General features: G+C 32.9%; 16 protein-coding genes. 1 reads left to right on the top strand and 15 read right to left on the bottom strand.

Annotated features, from left to right (window positions below; all coding sequences use genetic code 11):
• Nucleotides 1-119: 119 nt before the first annotated feature.
• The 15 genes from acs to BUC03_RS02080 form a co-directional block, all read right to left on the bottom strand.
• Nucleotides 120-2,033, bottom strand: coding sequence for an acetate--CoA ligase (gene acs, locus BUC03_RS02160; protein ID WP_073147763.1), 1,914 nt, complete (start codon nucleotides 2,031-2,033; stop codon nucleotides 120-122).
• 12 nt (nucleotides 2,034-2,045) lie between these two features.
• Entirely contained in the window at nucleotides 2,046-3,947 is a 1,902-nt protein-coding gene (locus BUC03_RS02155) for an AMP-binding protein (RefSeq protein WP_073147761.1), read from the bottom strand.
• A 272-nt stretch (nucleotides 3,948-4,219) separates the two neighbouring features.
• Nucleotides 4,220-4,585 carry a response regulator transcription factor gene (locus tag BUC03_RS02145; protein ID WP_073147757.1) on the bottom strand — a complete coding sequence of 122 codons (366 nt, stop codon included), beginning with the start codon at nucleotides 4,583-4,585 and terminating at the stop codon, nucleotides 4,220-4,222.
• A gap of 17 nt (nucleotides 4,586-4,602) precedes the next feature.
• Nucleotides 4,603-7,293, bottom strand: coding sequence for an ATP-binding protein (locus tag BUC03_RS02140; protein ID WP_073147755.1), 2,691 nt, complete (start codon nucleotides 7,291-7,293; stop codon nucleotides 4,603-4,605).
• Between the two features lie 275 nt (nucleotides 7,294-7,568).
• Nucleotides 7,569-9,344, bottom strand: coding sequence for a sodium:solute symporter family protein (locus BUC03_RS02130; RefSeq protein WP_073147751.1), 1,776 nt, complete (start codon nucleotides 9,342-9,344; stop codon nucleotides 7,569-7,571).
• A gap of 27 nt (nucleotides 9,345-9,371) precedes the next feature.
• Nucleotides 9,372-9,629 carry a DUF4212 domain-containing protein gene (locus tag BUC03_RS02125; RefSeq protein WP_073147749.1) on the bottom strand — a complete coding sequence of 86 codons (258 nt, stop codon included), beginning with the start codon at nucleotides 9,627-9,629 and terminating at the stop codon, nucleotides 9,372-9,374.
• A gap of 11 nt (nucleotides 9,630-9,640) precedes the next feature.
• Entirely contained in the window at nucleotides 9,641-10,864 is a 1,224-nt protein-coding gene (locus BUC03_RS02120) for a hypothetical protein (RefSeq protein ID WP_073147747.1), read from the bottom strand.
• A gap of 108 nt (nucleotides 10,865-10,972) precedes the next feature.
• Nucleotides 10,973-11,392, bottom strand: coding sequence for a transposase-like zinc-binding domain-containing protein (locus tag BUC03_RS02115; RefSeq protein WP_073147745.1), 420 nt, complete (start codon nucleotides 11,390-11,392; stop codon nucleotides 10,973-10,975).
• Between the two features lie 145 nt (nucleotides 11,393-11,537).
• Nucleotides 11,538-12,800, bottom strand: coding sequence for a threonine ammonia-lyase IlvA (gene ilvA / locus BUC03_RS02110; protein ID WP_073147743.1), 1,263 nt, complete (start codon nucleotides 12,798-12,800; stop codon nucleotides 11,538-11,540).
• Between the two features lie 146 nt (nucleotides 12,801-12,946).
• On the bottom strand, nucleotides 12,947-13,993 hold the full coding sequence (gene ilvC / locus BUC03_RS02105) for a ketol-acid reductoisomerase (protein WP_073147741.1): 1,047 nt from the start codon (nucleotides 13,991-13,993) through the stop codon (nucleotides 12,947-12,949).
• Nucleotides 13,994-14,111: 118 nt separating this feature from the next.
• A complete protein-coding gene (ilvN, locus tag BUC03_RS02100; RefSeq protein WP_073147739.1) occupies nucleotides 14,112-14,651 on the bottom strand; it encodes an acetolactate synthase small subunit in 540 nt (179 codons plus the stop codon).
• Nucleotides 14,652-14,663: 12 nt separating this feature from the next.
• Nucleotides 14,664-16,379, bottom strand: coding sequence for a biosynthetic-type acetolactate synthase large subunit (gene ilvB, locus BUC03_RS02095; RefSeq protein ID WP_073147737.1), 1,716 nt, complete (start codon nucleotides 16,377-16,379; stop codon nucleotides 14,664-14,666).
• Entirely contained in the window at nucleotides 16,363-18,054 is a 1,692-nt protein-coding gene (gene ilvD, locus BUC03_RS02090; protein ID WP_073147735.1) for a dihydroxy-acid dehydratase, read from the bottom strand. The genes ilvB and ilvD overlap by 17 nt, the downstream gene beginning before the upstream one ends.
• Nucleotides 18,055-18,371: 317 nt before the next feature.
• On the bottom strand, nucleotides 18,372-19,493 hold the full coding sequence (locus BUC03_RS02085; RefSeq protein WP_073147733.1) for an alpha/beta hydrolase: 1,122 nt from the start codon (nucleotides 19,491-19,493) through the stop codon (nucleotides 18,372-18,374).
• Nucleotides 19,494-19,514: 21 nt separating this feature from the next.
• On the bottom strand, nucleotides 19,515-20,495 hold the full coding sequence (locus BUC03_RS02080) for a helix-turn-helix domain-containing protein (RefSeq protein ID WP_159432687.1): 981 nt from the start codon (nucleotides 20,493-20,495) through the stop codon (nucleotides 19,515-19,517).
• Between the two features lie 238 nt (nucleotides 20,496-20,733).
• Between BUC03_RS02080 and BUC03_RS02075 the strand changes: the two genes are divergently transcribed.
• A complete protein-coding gene (locus BUC03_RS02075) occupies nucleotides 20,734-23,070 on the top strand; it encodes a TonB-dependent receptor (protein WP_073147729.1) in 2,337 nt (778 codons plus the stop codon).
• Nucleotides 23,071-23,083 lie beyond the last annotated feature (13 nt).

Raw genomic sequence — 23,083 nt, 5'->3', positions numbered from 1 at the left:
AATTTTAAAACAGCAAATATGCTTCACTTTAAGAACATAGAAAAGCCTTTTTATTTTTTATAACAAAAAAAAGCCGCATCTTTTATAAGGGCGGCTTTTTGGTAAAAAGTTTCTTCAACTTATTTGTTTAATGAATTCTCTATAATTTCTTGAACAACTTCTGGATTAAGTAGTGTACTTGTATCTCCTAAATTGCTAGTGTCTTTACTAGCAATTTTTCTTAAAATTCTTCTCATAATTTTACCAGAACGTGTTTTAGGTAAGCCAGAGACAAATTGTATTTTATCTAATTTAGCAATTGGCCCTATGTGCTCTGTAATTAATTGGTTAATTTCTTTTCTTACATTTTCGTGCTTACGGTATTCTCCCACTTCTTTTAAAATTACAAATCCGTAAAGAGCATTTCCTTTTACATCGTGCGGAAATCCAACAATAGCAGACTCTGCTACCGCTTGGTGTTCATTAATAGCATCTTCTATTGGAGCAGTACCTAAATTGTGTCCAGAAACTATAACCACATCATCTGCACGACCTGTTATTCTATAATAACCTACATTGTCTCTCAAAGCGCCATCTCCTGAGAAATATTTATTTTCATAAGCAGAAAAATAGGTGTCTTTGTAACGTTGGTGATCTCCCCAAACAGTTCTAGCCATACCAGGCCAAGGGAATTTTATACATAATTTTCCTTGTACTTGATAACCCTTTAGTTCTTTTCCTTCTTCATCCATCAATGCTGGTTGAATACCAGGTAATGGTAAAGTTGCATAAGTTGGTATAGTTGGGGTAGAGTGCGGAATTGGAGAAATCATAATTCCGCCAGTTTCTGTTTGCCACCATGTATCTACAATTGGGCAATTTTTTTCACCCACATTATCATTATACCAGTGCCATGCTTCTTCGTTAATAGGTTCTCCTACGGTACCCAATACTTTAAGAGAAGAAAGGTCATGAGATTCTATATATTCAATATTTTCTTTTGCCAATGCTCTAATTGCAGTTGGTGCAGTGTAAAATTGATTTACTTTATGTTTTTCTACAATATCCCAAAAACGTCCAAAATCTGGGTAACTTGGTACGCCTTCAAACATTACGGTAGTAGCACAATTAATTAATGGACCGTAAACAATATAACTATGACCAGTTATCCATCCAATATCTGCCGTACACCAATATACATCTCCTGTTCTGTAATTAAATACATTTTTAAAGGTATAAGCGCTATATACCATATAACCACCACAAGTGTGCATCATACCTTTTGGTTTACCTGTAGAGCCAGAGGTGTAAAGAATAAATAATGGGTCTTCTGCATCCATCATTTCTGGTTCACAAATTTCTTCTGCTTTGTCTAGTAAAGGCTGCAGCCACTCGTCTCTGCCTTCTTTTAATTGTATATCTGAATTTATTCTTTTAGCAACCAAAACTTTTGTTACTTCTGGACATTTTTCTAAAGCGGCATCTACAATACTTTTTAAATCGATAGTTTTAGAACCTCTGTATGAACCATCTGATGTAATTACCATTTTACAATCGCTGTCTAATATTCTAGTAGCTAATGCAGAAGAAGAGAAACCTGCAAAAACAATAGAATGTATAGCGCCAATTCTAGCACAAGCCAGCATGGCTACAGAAAGTTCAGGAATCATAGGTAAATAAATACATACACGATCTCCTTTTTTAATGCCTTGGTTTTTTAGTACGTTGGCAAATTTGCAAACTCTACGGTGCAATTCATTATAAGAAATATGTTGAGCTTCTTCATCTGGATTATTAGGTTCAAAAATAATTGCAGTATCATCTCCGTGAGAAAATAAGTGTCTGTCTATACAATTTTCTGTAATATTAAGTTTAGCTCCTTGATACCATTTTACTTCTGGTTTGCTAAAATCCCACTCTAGTACTTTATCCCATCTTTTTCGCCATAAAAAATGTTCTTCAGCAATTTCTTCCCAAAATTTTTCTGGATACCTAACAGATTTTCTGTAGACTTGAAAGTATTCTTCTAAATGTTTTATGTGGTAATTGCTCATAGTATTTAAGTTTTAGTTTTTTGTAAATCTTCCTATTTGTTGTTGTTGATATAGTTCTTGAATTTCTGAAATTATTTTGGGATCGTCAATAGTAGAAGGTGTATTAAAATTAATTTCATCGGCAATATTTCTTAAAAGTTTTCTTAAGATTTTACCAGATCTAGTTTTTGGTAAACGCTCTACGACTAATACTTTTTTAAAACTAGCTACCGCTCCTATATCAGTTCTTACACGTTGTATAATTTCTTTTTCTAATAAATTATGATTGGTGTCTACATCAGATTTCAATACAATAAGCCCAATAGGAATTTGACCTTTAATATCGCAATGAATACCAATTACAGCACATTCTGCTACCGTGGGGTGAGAAGCGACAATCTCTTCCATTTCTGCGGTAGATAGTCTATGCCCTGCTACGTTAATAATATCATCTACGCGACCTGTAATAAAAACGTAGCCATCTTCATCTTTATAACCTCCGTCTCCAGAAAAATAATATCCAGGAAATTTTTTAAAGTATCCTGCTTTAAAGCGAGCGTTGTTTCTCCAAATATCTGTTAAGCACCCTGGTGGTAACGGTAATTTAATGGCTACCAAACCTTCAGTATCGTCTGCAGCAATTTCTCCTTCTTCATTAAGTATTTGAATATCGTAACCGCAAACGGGTAAGCCTGCCGAACCTGGTTTTATTTCTTGTAACTCTAAACCAGCCATATTTGCAAGCATTGGCCAACCACTTTCTGTTTGCCACCAATGGTCTATTACTGGTATATTAAGTTTTTGCTCTAGCCAATTAAGGGTAGTAACATCACAACGTTCTCCTGCTAAAAATTGAAATTTATAGTGTGATAAATCGTATTTAAAAATAAATTTACCTTGCGGATCTTCTTTTATAATAGCTCTAATAGCTGTAGGAGCTGTAAACATAGTTTTTACTTTGTACTCACTTATTATTCTCCAAAAAGTAGAAGCATCTGGTGTTTTAATTGGTTTTCCTTCAAAAAGTACGGTAGTACTTCTATTAATAAGTGGAGCGTAAACTGTGTAACTGTGTCCAACTGCCCAGCCTAAATCACTTGCAGCCCAAAAAACATCTTCAGGGTTTACAGCATAAATATTTTGAATAGAAAATTTCATAGCAACAGCATGACCGCCAGTATCTCTAATTACTCCTTTTGGTTTTCCTGTAGTTCCAGAAGTGTAAAGTATATAGTTTGGGTGCGTAGATTTTACAGCAACAGGGGCTGCCGGTTTTGATTTTTTACATAATTCTTCAAAATCTATATCGTAATCTTTCTTCGGAATTTCTACATTTTGTTTTCTATCAAATGTAATGACGTGTTGAGGTTGATGAGAAGAAATTTGAATGGCTTTATCTACATAAGGTTTATACGGAATAATTTTGTTGATTTCTATTCCGTTAGATGCAGTGATGATTGCTTTAGGTTGGCAATCGTCTATTCTAATAGAAAGTTCTTTCGGGGCAAAGCCTCCAAATACTACAGAGTGTGTTACTCCAATTCTAGCACAAGCTAATATGGCATAGATAGCTTGCGGAATCATGGGCATATAAATAATGGTAGTATCTCCCTTTTGTAGACCTAAACTTTGTAGCCCTCCAGCAAGTTTACTTACTTCTTGTTGAAGTTGATTAAAATTAATTTTTTGTTTGGTGTTGGTTACGGGAGAGTCATAAATTATAGCTATTTGCTCTCCAAAACCATCTTCAATATGTTTGTCTATACAGAGGTAGCAAATATTTAACTCTCCGTCTTCAAACCATTGCGGGTAGTCATTTTTATCTTTAGATAAAATAACTGTAGGCTCTTTATACCAAGAAATGTTTTTAGCTTGTTCTTGCCAAAATTTTTCAGGATTATCTATACTGTTTTTATAAAGCTTAGTATAACTCATGAGTTAGATTTTTTAGTTTTAAAAAGTCCAAACCAATTAGGATTTAAAACCTTTAGCTTTACCAAAACCCATAAAATTGTTAAAAAACAAGCGCCTATTATTAAAGAATGAATAGGGGATATGTACGTTTCAAATTCTAATTTAAGACGTATAAATAGAGATATACCCACGTAAAGACAGATAAAAATATCTGAAGCTAAGGGACTTAATTGTATTTTCATAACAAACTCCTTTTAAATTAATTACTGGTTGTTTGCACACAAAACCAATTATTAATCAAGCAGTTGTTTTACTTCGCCAATTACTTTTTTTACAGAAAATGGCTTCGTTATGTATTTGTCTGCTCCCATATTAAGACCTTTCTCAATATCTGAAGCTTTATTTTTTGCAGAAATAAAAACAACTTTTGTATGTTCTAATCCGCTAGTATTTTTTATAAACTTTAAAGTTTGATACCCATCTACTTTAGGCATCATTACATCAAGTAAAACTACTTGGGGTAAAGCTTTTTCTAAAATTATTTTAGCCTCGCTGCCGTCTCTTGCAATAAACACTTCAAAATTTTGCTTTCTAAAAGCGTACTCTAAAGTCATTACAATATTTGGCTCATCATCTACAATTAAAACTTTTTTCTTCATAGCCTTACTCTTGCAATTTAATAAATTGGTAAAAGAAAAACAATTTTTGCGCCACTTTTAAATGTTTTATCTGCCCATATTTTTCCGTTGTGTTTTTCTATTATTTGTTTGCTAATGGCTAAACCTAAACCGCTACCTTCTGGTTTAATGGTGTTTTGGTTTTTAGATTGGTAAAATTTATCAAAAATAAAATCAATATCTTCTTCTGGTATGCCTTTGCCGTTATCTTGTACTACTACTTTTAAAAAGGGATTTTCTCTAGTATATTCAATTTTAATAGTGCCATTTTTTTCAGGAGAAAATTTTATGGCGTTAGATATTAAGTTGGTAAGCACTTGTAAAATACGGTCTTCGTCATAAAAAAGTTTAACTTCTTCAGAAGAGTTGTATTGAATATTAATTCGTTTTTTAGCAATGATGTGTGCTAAGCTTTGCATTGCAAAATCTATTGTTTCTGAAAAATTTTTGCGATGTAAAGATAGTTTTAGTCTACCGGTAGATAGTTTTTCGAAATCTAAAATATTATTGATAAGTCTAGAAAGTCTGTCAGCATCTTTAATAATATTACTTAAAAACTGTGTTTTAAGCTCGTTAGGCATTTCATTAATATCATCTTTTAATATTTCTGAAGCAGCCCTAATTCCTGTAATTGGGGTTTTGAGCTCGTGTGCTACCGTATCTAGAAATTCATCTTTTTGTTTGTCTTTTAAAATTAACTCGTGGTTGGCATTTTTAAGTTGTTGAGTTAGATCTAATAGCTCTGTAGATTTTTGATGAAGCATTTTGTTTTTAGCAAAAGTATCTCTAGATTCTTCTAGAATTTGAAGTACTTCTACTAAACTTATTTTTTCTTCTTTCACCACATTATCTATTAAAATTTTGGCAGAAGCACTACCAATACTACCGGTAAGTAATTTTTCTGAATAATTTATAAGTCTAGCATCTGCTATTTCTGTTTCTGGAGAAATTTCATATTGCAAAAAGAAATGTTGAAGCGCTTTTTCTGTAGCAGTAACTCCTAAAAATTTTATCAGTACATTTTTTATATTACTTACGTAAGCCTCTCCGCGCCAAACCAGTACGTTATCTTGTAGTTTTGCGTAATTTTCGTTATTTACAAACATTTCGGCATAATTTCTTTCTCTGTAATTTCCTTTAGCAGTTAAAGAAAAGATGAGGTAACAAAAAGTATTTACTGTTAAGCTCCAGAAAAAAGCATTAGAAGTAGAGTTAAATAGTTTTAAGCCGAAAAGCTGGTAAGGTTTAAGAAATTCAATTTTCCAAGGGCCATAATCTGTAAAAGAAGAATTTCCTGTTAAAGCTTCAATAGTAAAAGGCAGAATAAGGCAATAAAAGGTAATGAGAAAACCTAAAATTATTCCTGTAATAGCAGCTTTAGAAGAGCCTCTGTTCCAAAATAATCCTATAAAAAACGAAGGAGCTAATTGCGCAATAACTATAAAAGAAATAAGCCCAATAGAATAAAGAGAAAGCTGAATAGAGTATACTAAATAGAAAAAATAAGCAGCAATTATTATTAAGAAAATAGATATTCTTCTAATATTTTTAATAGATGAGGTGTTTTTTGCACTGTGCCTTCTCACAAACTTATCTAAAAACCCATAAGGGATAATTAAGTTGTTACTAACCATTGTAGAAAGGGCAAGTGTAGAGACAACTACCATAGAAATTACGGCAGAAAACCCACCCAAAAAGACAATAAGCGCTAATATTTGGTGCTGATTTTTTAGAGGAAGCAACAACGTAAAATATTCTGCTTGCTCACTACTACCAAAACTTATAATACCACCCCAAGCTATAAAAATTACAAATAAATTGATGAGTAATAAGTATAATGGAAATAACCAGATAGCTTTTGCTAAGTGCTTTTCGTTGCTATTTTCTACCACCATTACTTGAAATTGGCGCGGCAATAAAAAGATGGCGAACATAGAAAGCAACAAAGTTAAATACCAATTTATACCCATTTCTATACCGTCAAATTTAATGAGACTAGAAAAATTAGGGTAGGTGCTTATTTTCTGATAAATATCTTCAGTTCCATCAAACAGAAAAAAGGTAATATAAATTCCTGCTATAAGAAAAAAGATAAGTTTTAAAATAGACTCTAAAGCTACAGAAGTAATAATGCCACGGTGTTTTTCTGAAGCATCTGTTTTTTGAGTACCGTAAAATGTAGCAAACAAAGCTAAAAATACTGCTATGTAAAAAGTGGTATCGTTAAAAATACCAGTAGAAGTTTGTATTTTATTGTCTGCAAAAATAGCGTAGGTCTCAGAAACAGCTTTTAGTTGGAGAGAAATATAAGGAACCGTGCCAATAACACATATTACAGTTACCAAGGCGCCAAGAAAGCGATTGTTACCATAACGCAAAGAAATAAAATCTGCTATAGAAGAAATTTTATGTTGCTTAGAAATTCGGATAATCTTCCGAAGAATAATAATCCATAACGGTGCAACAATCATAGGCCCTAAATAAATAGGTAAAAAGCTAATGCCAGAGGTAGCTGCGTTACCAATACTACCGTAATATGTCCAAGCAGAACAATAAACAGCAATAGATAACGAATAAATATATGGATTGCTTACCCACTTTTTAGGAGCTTTGTTTTCTCCCCAAAATGCAGCAAAAAATAAAATAGCCAAGTAAAGGGCTACAATGCCAAATAATACATAACTATTCATAATGGCGTTTTATCACTATAAATGAAATGATAATAGAAATAACCCAAATGCTAAAAAAAGCTAGATACATAATTGGGATTCCAAAAAAAACAGCTTCTGTATTAAAAATTAAAATGAAAGGAATATTTAGCAATAGAAATAAAGCTAAAGAAAGAATAACTAATTTTTGCTCGTGTCTTTTTTTCATTTTAAATGATGAATAAATTTCAATATACAAAAAGAAACGGTATCAAAATAGCATTGATACCGCTTCTTACTAATCAAACTAAAACAAATTAATGACTTGAAGCTTCTCCAGCTCCACTTGGTATTCTTATATTTTCTACAATATCTTGTACTTCTTGAGGGGTTGGTTTTGTAAATCTAGAAACCACAATAGATACTACAAAGTTAACTAGCATGGCAATAGTACCAAAACCTTCTGGAGAGGTGCCAAACCACCAATCTTCTGCAGGTAAAGGATCCATAATCCCTATTAATCCAGTTTTAAACCTAATCATATAAAAAAGCATTAATAAAAGACCAACTACCATTCCGCAAATAGCGCCTTCTTTGTTCATTCGTTTATCAAATATTCCTAATACAATAGCAGGAAAAAATGATGCTGCTCCTAAACCAAATGCCAAGGCGACGACGGCGGCGACAAATCCTGGTGGGTAAATTCCGAAGAATCCTGCAATTACAATTGCTACTAGAATACTAATTCTAGCTGCTAATAATTCTCCTTTTTCAGAAATATCTGGTTTTATTTGTTTTTTAATAAGGTCATGAGAAATAGAAGTAGAGATTACAAGTAATAAACCTGCAGCTGTAGATAAAGCTGCAGCAAGACCACCAGCAGCTACAAGACCTATCACCCAATTTGGTAAATTGGCAATTTCTGGATTTGCTAATACCATAATATCTCTATCTACATAAAACTCGTTGGTGTCTGCACTTGGGTTTTCTATGATACGCTCTCCGTGTTCTCCACGATTTTCAGTAAAAATTGGTTTTTTACCATCAATAGCGTTTCCGTTAACGTATTGAATTTTTCCGTCTCCGTTTTTATCTGCCCATCCTAATAATCCAGTGTTTTCCCAAGTTTTAAACCATTCTGGCATATCTTCATAAGCCTGATTGTTTACAGTTTCAATTAAATTTGTTCTTGCAAAAACAGCAACAGCAGGTGCAGTGGTGTATAAAAAAGCAATAAATAATAAAGCTAACCCTGCAGATTTTCTAGCATCTTTTACTTTGGCTACTGTAAAAAATCTAACAATAACGTGGGGTAAACCTGCTGTACCAGCCATTAGGGCAAAAGTGATAGCAAAAACATCCCAAGTACTTTTAGAGCCGTTGGTATACTCATTAAAACCAAGTTCTCTGTGTAAAGTGTCTAATTTATCTAATAAATATGTGCCGTCTTCTACAGTGCCACCCATACCTAGTTGTGGAATTGGGTTTCCTGTCATTTGTAAAGAAATAAATATAGCAGGAACCAAAAAAGCAAACATTAGCACACAGTATTGCGCCACTTGTGTGTAGGTAATCCCTTTCATTCCTCCTAAAAAAGAAAATATAAGAACTACTACCATCCCTATAACTACGCCGGTGTTAATTTCTACCTGTAAAAACTGAGAAAACACAATTCCTACGCCACGCATTTGTCCTGCCACATATGTAAATGATACTAATAAAGCACATACCACAGCAACAGTTCTAGCAACGTTAGAGTAATAACGGTCTCCTATAAAATCTGGAACAGTAAACTTTCCGAATTTTCTTAAATAAGGTGCTAGTAATAATGCTAAAAGAACATAACCACCTGTCCAGCCCATTAAGTAAACAGAGCCATCATAACCCATAAAAGAGATTAAACCTGCCATAGAAATAAAGGAGGCGGCACTCATCCAGTCTGCTGCAGTAGCCATTCCGTTTGCTAATGGAGAAACACCACCGCCAGCAACATAAAATTCTTTTGTAGATCCGGCTCTTGCCCAAATAGCAATTCCGAAATATAAGGCAAAAGAAACCCCTACTAGGATCCAGGTCCATACTTGAACACTCATAATATAATATTTTTAGTTAATGAAATTTTACTCGTCGAAACCGTACTTCTTATCTAATTTATTCATCAGTCTTATGTAGACAAAAATTAGAATAACAAAGACGTAAATAGAACCTTGTTGGGCAAACCAAAAACCTAGTTTAAAACCTCCCATTTTTATGGTGTTAAGTTCATCTTTGAAAAGAATACCTGCACCAAAAGAAACTACAAACCATATAGTTAATAAAATTACTAGGTACTTGACATTTTTTTTCCAATATGCAATTGCGTTTTGTTTATCTGTCATAGTTTTAAAATTTATAAGTATATCATTGCTTGAAGAGTAACTACGTTTTGGTTAATATCTCCAAAACTCTCGTTAGAATATTCTAGGCTAAGTTTAGAATTGTGGCTACTTAAAAATAAATTAAGTCCTCCCTTAAAAATATTTCTATTGTCTTCAGAAGCATCATAGCTATTAATAGCGTAAGATAAATAAGGTTGAAATTGAGCTTTGGTATTTTCTCCAGGTAATAAGTAACCAACGTGACTATAAACCATACTCCCTGTACCGTATGCACTGTATAGATAGTTTTCTCCGTAATTATTATTTTGGTAAGTAGCGTATGCAGTAAGAGCACTACCATTTGTGCCTAGTGGAGTGTCATAAAAAGCATCTACAGCAAAAATAGAAACATTATCTCCTTCTAATTCACCATTGTTATTTGTATAAACAGCACCATTAGGATGAGCAAAAAAACCAGCTCCAAGGTTAAATATTTTTTTGTTTCCTAAGTAAGTTCCTACTTTGTAAGGAAGAAAATTAGACTCTTGGTCTAAAAAATGAAAATCAAAATATCCAGCGTAAGCTTTTCCTGCATCTTTAGAGCCTAATAATCTTTTACCTCCATAAACAGCGCTTCCATTAATTTCTGGTTCTCTTAAATCTAAGCTAGAAGTAGTAGCATCATTAATAGCTACTCTATATTGTAGTTTTCCTAAATTTCCTTTTGCATAAATACCAACGTGTCTAGCAAACTGATCTGTTAAACCTAAAGTAGTCCAAGATTGTCTGTTGTTATCTAACGTTAACATATTTAGAGTACTTTGGTTATTTAGTCTAGAAATACCATTAAAATAATGTAAACCTCCACCTATAGAATGATTTTCATTTAAGTTATATTGCGCGAAAACATCGTGGAAAAAAAGTTGTGAACCATCACCGGTTCCTGTGGGACTCATAGAATCACTATTAAGGTTGTTGAGTCCAAAATGGGTAAGGATGAGAAATTTTTCACTAATTTGAGAGAACATTAGTATTCGTGCTCTTCTCAAATTAAAATCAAGGTTACTTTCGTCTTCTGCAACGTCATCTTGATAAACGCTTTGTACCTGTGCCCAAGAAATTATACGGAGGTATTTTTTACCTTCCTCATCAAATTCAACCTTTAGTCCGCCTTTGTAATAGGGGGAGACTTGAGCATAAGATGATTGAAAGATAAAAACCCCAAAACAGAGCAGAATTATGAGTTTTTTATTCATACAAATTAGGATTTAGTGATTAATAAATTGGTTTTGTGTGCATCACTAAATTGCCTAAAAAGTATAGTTAATTAAAACTTAATATATTTTTTTGTTAATTAGATATAGTTAATCTTTAAATCGTTCCCATTTTATCAGCATAAATTTATCGCCAAGCTCTGTAACCAATACGCCTGCACCAGATAAATTTTTAGGGTTTTTAAAGTATTCTGAAAGCTCTTGAGGGTTTAATATTTTGTAAGTTGGGTGGTAGTCTGTCTTGTAAGGGCGCTTAATATTATATTTTTTTACCCAGTTGAGTATAGTAACGTGAGAAATGCCTAAAATTCTTTCAATTTCTCTATAGGTAAGGCCTTCTAAGTATAGCTGTAGAGCTTTGTTTACGTAGTAATCGTCTATTTTTTTACCTAGTTTATTTACAGTGAAATTATAATTGCAATCTTTGCATTTGTAGCGTTGCCGATTGTTAATAATCCCACTTTTTATATTTCTTTCTGAACTGCAATTAGGGCATATTCTAGGCTGCATATACTATTTTAGCATAAATATATTAAATTAGCAATTAATATTTTAAAAATATAGTTATAAAATTGAATTTTTAATTTTTTAATACCATTTAAGTTGTTAATATGATTGATAAAAAGCTAAATTTTTGAATATTTAAAATTAGATTTCACACTAAAATATTCATCAAGCTTTCTTTTTCATTAATATAGTCTCCATAAAACTGAAACTCTTTCATTCTATTTAATAATGGAGTAAAATCTTCTTTTTCTTTTAATTCTATACCAACAACTGCGTGACCTTTTTCTCTAGAATTTTTTTTAATGTATTCAAAATGGGTAATATCATCATTAGGGCCTAATACATCTACCACAAATTGCTTTAATGCACCCGCTCTTTGCGGAAATTTTACCAGAAAATAATGCTTCAATCCGTTGTAAAGTAAAGCACGTTCTTTAATTTCTTCCATTCTGGTAATATCATTGTTACCACCACTAACCACGCAAACCACATTTTTACCTTTAATTTCTTCGGTAAATTGACTTAAAGCAGCCAGAGTTAAAGCGCCAGCAGGTTCTGCAACAATAGCATCTCTATTGTATAATTTTAAAATAGTTTCGCATATTTTACCTTCATCAACGGTAATAACGCTGTCTAAATTTTGTTTGCAAATTTGGTAAGTAAGCTCACCCACTTTTTTTACTGCAGCGCCATCTACAAACTTATCTATTTCAAGAAGCTCTGTGTTTTTGTTATTACGAATAGAGGTAGACATAGATGCGGCACCTGTTGGCTCTACGCCAATAATTTTTGTAGAGGGAGAAAGTTCTTTAAAAACACTACTTACTCCAGAAGCCACACCACCGCCGCCAATTGGCAAAAATAAATAGTCTATAGGTTCTGTAGAAGCTTCTAAAATTTCTAAACCAATAGTACCTTGACCTTCCATAATTTTTGGATCGTCAAAAGGGTGAATTACCGTACAATTATGTAGTTTGCTATAACGTAAAGCCTCGTGTTTAGCATCATCAAAAGTATCACCAAATAAAATTACTTCCACTTTATCATCACCAAACATTCTTACCTGTTCTACTTTTTGTAGCGGAGTAGGAGTAGGCATAAATATTTTAGCATTAATATTTAAATGTTTGCAAGAAAAAGCAACACCTTGCGCGTGATTACCAGCACTAGCGCAAACCACGCCATTTTCTCTTTCTGCAGCGGTAAGAGAAACAATTTTATTATAAGCACCTCTAATTTTATAAGATCTTACTCGTTGCTGATCTTCTCGCTTTAAAAAAATGTTAGCAGCAAAATCTTTAGAATAACTTCTATTTTTTTGTAGAGCAGTTTTCACCACAATACCCTCAATATTTTGCTGCGCTCTTTTTACGTTGCTTAATAAAAGTAAAGGTGCTTGTTGTGTTTTCATATAAATAATCTATTTGTTATTGTGGGCGTTACCCTGCGGGTCAGGCTATTCGTTGCAATTCCTCATAAATTTTTCGCTTACGCTACAATTTACTGCGGGATTTATACTACTATCCTTAACGCAACTACTAGTTGTTTTAAGAAAAATTAATTGTTTTCAGGTCTTAATTTTCTTACTTGTGCTCCCGTTTTCCAGATTTCAGATTCTCTAAGTTCTTTTAGTTCTTCTTCTAATTTTACACGATAATCGTCTTTCTCGTTTGCTTTAATAGTAACTCTAGCTTCTTCACCAGTTTTTACACTTTCATATAAATCGTCAAAAACAGGTAAAGTTGCTTTTTTAAATTTGTGACGCCAATCTAAAGCACCACGTTGTGCAGTGGTAGAGCAATTAGCATACATCCAATCCATCCCATTTTCTGCAACTAGAGGCATTAAACTTTGGGTAAGTTCTTCTACTGTTTCATTAAAAGCTTCAGAAGGGGAGTGTCCATTTTTACGTAATACTTCATACTGAGCTTCAAAAACACCTGCCAAAGCCCCCATTAAAATACCGCGTTCTCCAGTTAAATCTGAATAAACTTCTTTCTGAAAATCTGTTTCAAATAAGTAACCAGAACCAACACCAATACCTAAAGAAACTACACGATCGTAAGCTTTACCAGTAGCATCTTGAAAAATAGCATAACTAGAGTTTAACCCTTTTCCTTCTACAAAAAGTCTACGTAAAGAAGTTCCAGAACCTTTAGGGGCTACTAAAATTACATCTACATCTTTAGGAGGTACAATACCAGTTTGGTCTTTATAAGTAATACCAAAACCGTGAGAAAAATATAATGCATCTCCTGGATTTAATTGGTTTTTTACGGTTTCCCATTGTGCAATTTGGCCTGCATCAGAAAGTAAGTATTGTACAATAGTTCCCTTTTTAGCAGCTTCTTCTACTTCAAAAAGAGTTTCACCAGGTACCCAACCATCTGCTACTGCCTTATCCCAAGTTTTAGAATTTTTACGTTGTCCTACAATTACATTAAACCCATTATCTTTTAAGTTTAGTGCTTGCCCAGGACCTTGAACGCCATAGCCAATTACTGCAACCGTTTCGTCTTTAAGAGTTTCAACTGCTTTTTTTAGAGGAAATTCATCTCTTGTAACTACATTTTCTTCTACTCCGCCAAAATTTAATTTTGCCATGATTTTTTATTTTAAGTTTTATTAATTTATTGTGTAATGGTTAATTTTTATTCTAGTAACTGTTTGTCTAGGCAATTTTTAAATTGAAGCAAACAACAGTTTTGTTTCGTATAGTCATTTAACAGTAAAAGGTAGAGGCTTTTTCTACTTCTTCCATATATTCTTTAAATTCTTTCATGTGTTTAGGTATAGCTACTCTACCAGATCTTACAAAACCTAATAAACCGTAAGGTTCTAGTTTATTATAAAGTGCTTGCGTGTCTGTTTTATGGCCAGTTTTTTCAATTACAGTAAATTCAGCTTCTACCGTAAGAATACGTGCGTTGCTACTTCTAATAATTTCTTCAACGTCTTCTCCAGAGGCTAGCGCAGAGGTCGGTACTTTGTAAAGTGCAATTTCTTGGTGTACCATATTTTTGTTACGATGGTAAAAAGCTTTTACCACATCTACCTGTTTTTCTAATTGCTGTATAACTTTTATTACTAAACTTTCTTCTTCTTCCACCACAATAATATAGCGGTGAATACCTTCAACTTCACTAGCAGAAGCAGTGATGCTTTCTATGTTGATATGCCTTCTTGTAAAAATGATACTTACCCGGTTTAGTAAGCCTATTTTATCTTCCGTAAAAACAGATATGGTGAATTCTTCTTTCATTTTACTCGGTTTTTATTTTAGTCTAACTTCAGATACACTAGCGCCAGTAGGTACCATAGGGAACACGTTATTTTCTTTACCAACCATTACTTCTAGCAAATAGCTTCCTTTGTGATTTAAAAATCTCCCGATAGCTTCCGTTAAGTGCTCTCTTTTTTCTACCTTTTCTGCTTTTATGTGGTAGCCTTTAGCAATAGTTTGAAAATCTGGATTTACCATTTCTGTAAAAGAATACCTTCTTTCAAAAAATAATTCTTGCCATTGGCGTACCATTCCTAAAAACTCATTATTCAATACTAAAATTTTCACATCAATTTGCGATTGAAAAATAGTACCTAACTCTTGTATCGTCATTTGAAAGCCACCATCGCCTACTACGCAAATAACTTCTCTATCTTGCGCTCCTAGTTTGGCTCCAATAGCTGCTGGCAGTCCAAACCCCATAGTTCCCAATCCGCCAGAGGTTACGTGGCTTCTCCATTGGTCATGCTCGTAATATCGTTGAGATGCCATTTGGTGCTGACCAACATCTGTAACGACAATAGCTTTTCCTTTAGTTTGGTCAGAAATATGTTTGATAACTTCTCCCATAGTCATTTCTTCATTTAAAGAAGGAGCAAGTTCTTTTTCAATCACGACAGAAAACTCTTTTTGCTTACAATCGTAAAAAAGCTGTTTCCAATCGGTATGCTTTTTTTCTTCTATCAAATCTGTTAACATTTGTAGCGATTGTTTGCAGTTACCTAGTACGGGAGCATCTGCAAATACGTTTTTGTTAATTTCTGCTGGGTCAATTTCTAAGTGAACTACTTTAGCTTGGGTAGCATATCTGCTTAAATCTCCTGTAACACGATCGTCAAAACGCATACCTACTGCTATAAGAACATCACATTCATTAGTCAATAAATTGGGTCCGTAATTACCGTGCATACCTAACATTCCCATATTTAGTGGGTGATGTGTAGATAGAGCAGAAAGACCTAAAATTGTCCAAGCAGAAGGAATATCTCCCTTTTCAATAAACTTTCTAAATTCTTCTTGTGCATCTGCTAAAACTACCCCTTGACCAAAAAGCACATAAGGTTTTTTAGCGTTATTAATTAATGCTGCTGCTTTTTCTATTTGTTTTTGATTAATAGGAGTTTCTGGTACATAACTTCTTACACTAGCACAAGATTTGTAGGCAAACTCGCAAGTTTGAAACTGTGCATCTTTAGTGATATCTATTAAAACAGGGCCTGGTCTACCGCTTTTTGCAATGTAAAAAGCCTTAGCTATAGCTTCAGGAATATCTTCTGCCTTAGTAACTTGAATATTCCATTTTGTTACAGGAGTAGAAATACCTACCACATCGGTTTCTTGAAAGGCATCTGTACCTAATAAATGACTACCAACTTGACCAGTAATACAAACTAGCGGAGTAGAATCTATTTGTGCATCTGCTAAACCTGTAATTAAATTGGTGGCACCAGGGCCAGAAGTAGCAATACAAACACCTACTTTACCCGAAACACGAGCATAACCTTGTGCTGCGTGAATTGCTCCTTGTTCATGTCTTGTAAGTATATGCTCTAATTGATCTCGATAATCGTACATAGCATCATAAACAGGCATTATTGCACCACCTGGATATCCAAACAAATAATCGGTTTGTTCTAATAAAAGACATTTTACAACAGCTTCTGCTCCTGTAATTACTTTGGTTTTAGTTTTAGTTTGTGTTTCCATAAACTTTATCGGTTACGCATCCTGAAGACGCAGAGGTTACTGATTGTGCATATTTAAATAATGCTCCACGAGTTACTTTTAAAGGTGGGGCTTTCCATTCTTTTTTTCTTAGAGTAAGTTCTTCTTCAGAAAGATGAACATCTATAGTGTTTTTTTCTGCATCAATAGTGATTTTGTCACCATCTTTTAAAAGAGCGATTGTTCCGCCTACTTGTGCTTCTGGAGTAATATGGCCTACCACAAAACCGTGGGTCCCTCCAGAAAATCTTCCGTCGGTAATTAAAGCAACTTTTTTACCCAAACCTCTTCCCATAATTGCAGAAGTAGGTTTTAGCATTTCTGGCATTCCGGGTCCGCCTTTTGGACCTTCATACCTAATAACCACCACATCACCTTCTCTTACTTCTCCGTTAGATATACCTTCGTTAGCTAGATATTCACCTTCGTAAATTTTTGCAGTACCAGAAAATAAAAGTCCTTCTTTACCGGTAATTTTGGCTACAGCACCTTCAGAAGCTAAATTTCCTTTAAGAATACGTAGATGCCCTGTAGCTTTTAAAGGATTTTCTACGGAATGAATTATATCTTGCTCTTCTGTTAATGAAGGAACATTTGCTAAATTTTCGGCAAGTGTTTTGCCGGTAACGGTTAAACAATCTCCGTGTAAGTACCCTTTGTCTAAAAGATATTTCATAACGGCTGGAGTACCTCCAATTTTATGAAGGTCTTCCATTAAATATTTTCCGCTAGGTTTTAAATTAGCTAAATATGGAACTTGATCACTTATACGTTGAAAATCATCAATTCTGAAATCTACCCCTGCAGCATCTGCAATGGCTAGAAAATGAAGTACCGCATTGGTAGAGCCACCAAGAGTAATAACTACCGTAATAGCATTTTCAAAAGATTTTTTAGAAACTATATCTGAAGGTTTTAAATCTTGTTTTAATAGCTGCATTACCGCTTCTCCAGCTTTAGTACATTCTGCTAATTTTGCATTTCCTACAGCAGGATTAGAGGCGTTATAAGGAAGTGAAAAGCCTAAAGCTTCGATAGCAGAAGCCATAGTATTGGCAGTATACATTCCGCCACAAGCACCAGGGCCAGGACATGCGTGATGTATTACTTTTTTAAATTCACATTCTTTCATTTTACCTGTAGATCTTTCTCCCCAAGCTTCAAAAGCAGAAACCACATCTAGTTTTTTATCGCCAAGTTTACCAGGAGCAATCGTTCCGCCGTAAACCATAACCGAAGGTCGGTCTAGTCTAAACATGGCCATTAAAGCACCAGGCATATTTTTATCGCAACCTACCACGGTAACTAATGCATCGTAGCTCATCCCTTCTACCACAGTTTCCATAGAATCTGCAATAATATCTCGTGACGGAAGAGAGAAACGCATACCTGGGGTACCCATAGAAATACCATCACTTACCCCAATAGTGTTAAATACTAAACCTACACCATCGTTACTGTTAATTCCTGTTTTTACATGTTGGGCTAAATCGTTGAGGTGCATATTACACGGGTTACCTTCAAAACCTGTGCTACCAATACCAATTAAAGGTTTGGCTAAATCTTCATCTGTTAAGCCTATGGCGTGAAGCATAGCTTGCGATGCAGGTTGGGATGGGTCTTGGGTTACTCGTTGACTAAATTTGTTAAGTTTCATTTATCTTATTTCTTTAAACTAAAAAACCCTTTTCAAGCTGAAAAGGGTTAATGATATATAGTTAAATTATAGCAATACCTTTCAGCTCATTATTGGGATAATAATGACTAGAATAATAATGCGAATAATATTTTTTATGTTTCGATTCATTTTAAATCTTAAATGTTAAGTGAAATTATAAATAGATATTTAACTGAGCAAAGAATAACTCAATTAAAATGTTAAATGTTTGTATTTTTGTGTTATTTGTATTTTTACGCTTAAATATTGAGATATTCTTAGATATTTAAAGTAATTAGTATTAAAATAATTATAGTTTACTTATTCAATTTCTCTTTTTGGTATTTTTTATATTTAGATTGAGCAGATTTGCTTTGCGGGTAATTTTTACTGTTTTTTAAAAGTAATTTTTCTGCTTGAGTATATAAACCTTGTTTAATACATACGTTGGCTAATTGATCTATCAAGGCTTCATCTGGTATTATTGCATAGCCTAATCTTGAAGATATTTTTTGGTAATGTGTATCTATTAATTGAGGGTTTTTCATAGCTTTTTTTACCGGAAGTTGGTATCCTTCAAAAATAAATCTATAAGCATCATACTCTGCTGGTACCACTACAGAGCCGTGGTCTTCGTTTTCATATAATTTAAATTGCCAGTTAAAATTTGTAGGGGTAGCAAGATTTTTTAAAATATCATGAAATGCAAGTATAGCTTGATGATGTTCTTCACCTGAGCCTGCATCATTAGCTTTAGCAATAAATAGAAGTTTATTTTGATGTTTTTTAGTCACACAGTTTTCTTCTAAATTGTTTAAAACTGTAGTATTATCCCACCAAATACTTGGGTCTATGGCAATGTAGGCATTGTAAAGTTCTGGTGTGTTTATAAAGCAATTAACTGTAGATAAACCGCCGAAAGAATGACCGCTTAAAATTTCAAATCCGTTAGTGCGGTAATTTTTGTCTACAAATGTTTTTACTTCTTCTTCTATAAAAGACATAAATTTTTGATTACCTCCACTAGTAGAAAAATTAGCTCTTTTCCAGCCTTCGGGAGTTTCCATGTGGGTTGGAGTGAGCTCGTTTGTTCTGTCTTTTTGTAGAATACCAACTAATATTATTTCTGGCATAGTAGCATAAAGATTGCGAGTTAACCAATTGCGTTGTGCAACCAAATTTTCAAAATGAGAGTCTCCGTCAAAAAAATAAAGAACGGGGTAATTTTTTTTACTGTAAATGTTGTTGTTGTAGCTTTTAGGTAGAGAAATATATAATTCTCTATTTTCATTTAATTTTTTTGAATGAAGAATAACTTTTTCTCCAATTTTAATTTTCTCTTGAGCTAAAACGGAATGGTGACTCAAAATAATTGTAAATATTATAAATAGAATTGTTGATATTTTTTGAGGAAGTTTTTCTTGGGCAAAATTTTTCATGAGGGTATAAAATAGATTAATTTAACTTTTTAAAGAACTGGGTAAATAATTGTACTTTCTTTTAAATGCTGCTGTGAAATGTTGCGGATTTTTATAACCAATTTTATAAGCAGCCTCACTAACGGTATAGCCTTTATCTACAATTAAGTGTATAGCTTTTTCCATTCTTAAATTGGTGATATACGTAAATATTGGAGCGTGATATATTTTTTTAAAGTTTTGCTTGAGTTTATATTGATTTAAACCCGTTAAAAGTGCTAGCTCTGAAATAGTTGGTGGGTTTTTAATATCTTTTCTTAAAATTGCTTCTGCCTCTACAATTTTTAAATAATCGGTATTATCTAGTTGTTTAGGTGGTTCATGATTTTGCTGAAGCTCGTTAAAAAGTATGGTTAAAATTTCTGTTACTTTAGATTCTAAGTATACTTTTTTTATAGCTCCTTCAAAATTGCAGTTGATAATATCTTGTATAATTATCCATAAATTTGGAGTGATAGGCTTACTCTCTTTATACATTAAGTAAGGTATATTTTTCTCGATAGCTACTCCGTAAGGATTACTAATTTTTAGCAATGAATTACCAAAAACTTTTTTTAGAAATTTTTTCTTAAAATTAATTTCTAAGGCTCTTCTAGTAGGGTGGTCATAGTTTAAAGTGCCTTTTACTTTAGGTAGAAAAAACAAATTGTAATGCCTGCTAGGAATATTTACACTTGGAAAATTTTTATTTTTAGGTGTATAATTGCTCCCGCCTTCTAATTCAAAATGCAGTTTCATAAACGGAAAATCATGCTCTACATCTATAATAAAAGGAGGAGATAATTGCACGTTTCTAATAGAAATACGCATTCCGTCTAAAATTATTTCTTTAAGGCTAGTTTGTAGAGCAGCATTAGTGTAATTGGTGTTCTCTTCCACTAAATCTTCACTTCTAAGTTGATTATTATATTTTTTAATAATCTTCTTTTCTGTAAAATGATTACTTTGATAAATAGACTTCATATTTATTCTTTTCGCGGCATTTTTAATCCAAATCGCGTAGGTATTTTTTATTTCATTTAAAATACTTTTGCATTTATTTAAACTAAATATAAATAACAAACATAATTTATTTTCTTGAAATTTATTGATTTTGCTACAAAATCTTACCATAAAGAATTTTTGCAAAGCATAATTAAATAAAATAGGAGGAAGTAATTTTTTTTTTTTAGGGTACTTAACCAATAGCGTCTTTTATTATATGAAAGCATCTTTTTTTTCTATATTTTTCTTATTTACCGTTTTTACAAGTTTTAGCCAAAAAACTACTATTTCTGGATTTGTAAAAGATGCTGAGGGTAGTCCATTAATAGACGCGAGTGTTTTTGTAGTAGGTACGCAAAATGTTGCTTATACCGATGTAGATGGAGCGTATCAACTGCAAGTAACTAGCAAATCTCAAATTTTAGCTTGTAAGTCTTTAGGCTATTTGCAGCAAGAAATTGCCATTGATAAAAATAAAAATACATACAACTTCAGCTTAAAAAGAGATCCTAGTTTTTCTTTTGATGATATATTGATTGTAGGAAAATCTTCTGTAAAACAAATAGAAGAGTCTGGGTTTAATGCCATAGCAATAGATGCTAAACCTTTTCATAATGCAACGGTAAGTATGACGGAGGTGTTAGAACGAGCACCGGGTGTAAAAATTCAAGAAGCAGGCGGTTTAGGTTCTAGAACAAATGTTACCATAAATGGTCTTAGTGGTAGGCATGTGAGGTTTTTTATAGACGGTATGCCTATGGATGCAATGAGTTCTGCATTTCAGGTAAATAATTTACCTATAAACTTAGCAGAAAGAATAGAGGTTTATAAAGGTGTTGTGCCTGTTAAGTTTGGATCTGATGCTTTAGGTGGAGCTGTAAATATTGTTACCAAAAAAACAAAAGGTACTTATTTAGACGCTTCTTACTCTTACGGAAGTTTTAATACGCACAGAACTTTTGTTAACGCAGGTTATACTTCTAAAAGCGGATTTACAGCTCAATTAAATGCTTTTCAAAATTACTCTGATAACGATTATTATGTAGATGCTACGATTAAAGATTTTGAAACCAATTTACTCTCTCAAGAAACGCAACGTGTTAGACGTTTTCATGATGTTTACCATAATGAGGTAGTAATTGCAAAATTAGGATTGGTAAATAAGTCTTTTGCAGATCAATTATTATTTGGGTTCACTTTAGGTCATGAGTATGATGAAATTCAGCACCCTGCATATCTTAATTTAGCTTTTGGAGAAAAATATCAAACTTCAAATACAATAATGCCTTCTTTATTGTATGCTAAAAAAGATTTAGGTTTAGATGGATTAGATTTTAGCATTGCTGCCAATTATAATTTTGGTGGTGGTAATAATTACGATTTATCAGATCGTGAATACAACTGGTTAGGGGAGTGGGTTATCTCTAAGTCTTTAGGAGAAAGTAGTTACTCAGATTTTGAATATAAAGATAGAAACGGTACCATAAACGCCAACCTAGATTATGAAATTAATAGTAAAAATAGATTAACTATTAATAATGTTTCTAACTTCTTTTCTCGTAAAGGAGATGAAAAAAAAGCAGTAGACGATTATATAAATGAAAAACCTAGAGTTAATAATCGTAATATTTTAGGTGTTGGTTTAAATACAGAGTTTAGTCCTAAGTTTAATACTTCCATTTTCGGAAAAATGTATTCTTATCATGCATCTGCTTATTTAAATCTTTCTCAATTAAACGGAATTGAAAATTTTGAAACTGTAACAAAAGACGACTCTAAATATGGTTATGGTTTTACAGCTACCTACTTTCTTAAAGATAATTTACAGTTAAAAGCTAATTATGAAAATACGGTAAGGCTACCAGTTAGTGAAGAGTTATTTGGAGCTGTATTTGGTTTTTATTTAGCAAATTTTGACTTAAAACCAGAAATTAGTAATAACTACAATTTTGGTGTTAACTATAACTGGAATATTAATGAGGATAACGTTTTTAGTACCGATGTTAATTTTTTCTATAGAAGAACTTCAGACTATATACGTTTAAATATTTCTTATTCACAAGGAGAGGGTTCTTATGAAAATACAGAGCTAGTAAAGACTCCTGGAGTAGATTTAGAAATGCGCTATTCTTATAAAAATCGTTTTGTAGCGGGAGTAAGTGCTTCTTATTTAGAGCCTAAAAATTATACAGAAGGCTCTACTTATTATAAATCTACACTGCCTAACCAACCCACTTTATTTGGGCAGTTTAACGCTTCTTACTTTGTAGATAACGTTTGGTTAAACCAAAGCAAACTAAGTTTTAATTATGTGTTAGAATATGTAGACGCATTTTTATATGATTATGATGCATACCAAGCAGCAAATAGAGCAGAAGTGCCTAAGCAAATAAGTCACAATATATCTACTACCTATTCTTGGAAAAAAGGTAAATACAACCTCTCTCTAGATGCTAAAAATATTTTAGATGAAACGTTGTATGATAATTTTAGCCTACAAAAACCAGGTAGAAGTTTTTCAGTAAAATTCAGATATTTTTTTAATAAACTATAAATTTTAATAACCC

The sequence above is a fragment of the Mesonia phycicola genome (genome assembly GCF_900141885.1).
Taxonomy (GTDB): domain Bacteria; phylum Bacteroidota; class Bacteroidia; order Flavobacteriales; family Flavobacteriaceae; genus Mesonia; species Mesonia phycicola.
Note: the sequence above shows the minus strand (reverse complement) of the source record. Positions and strands in the feature narration are given on the sequence as shown.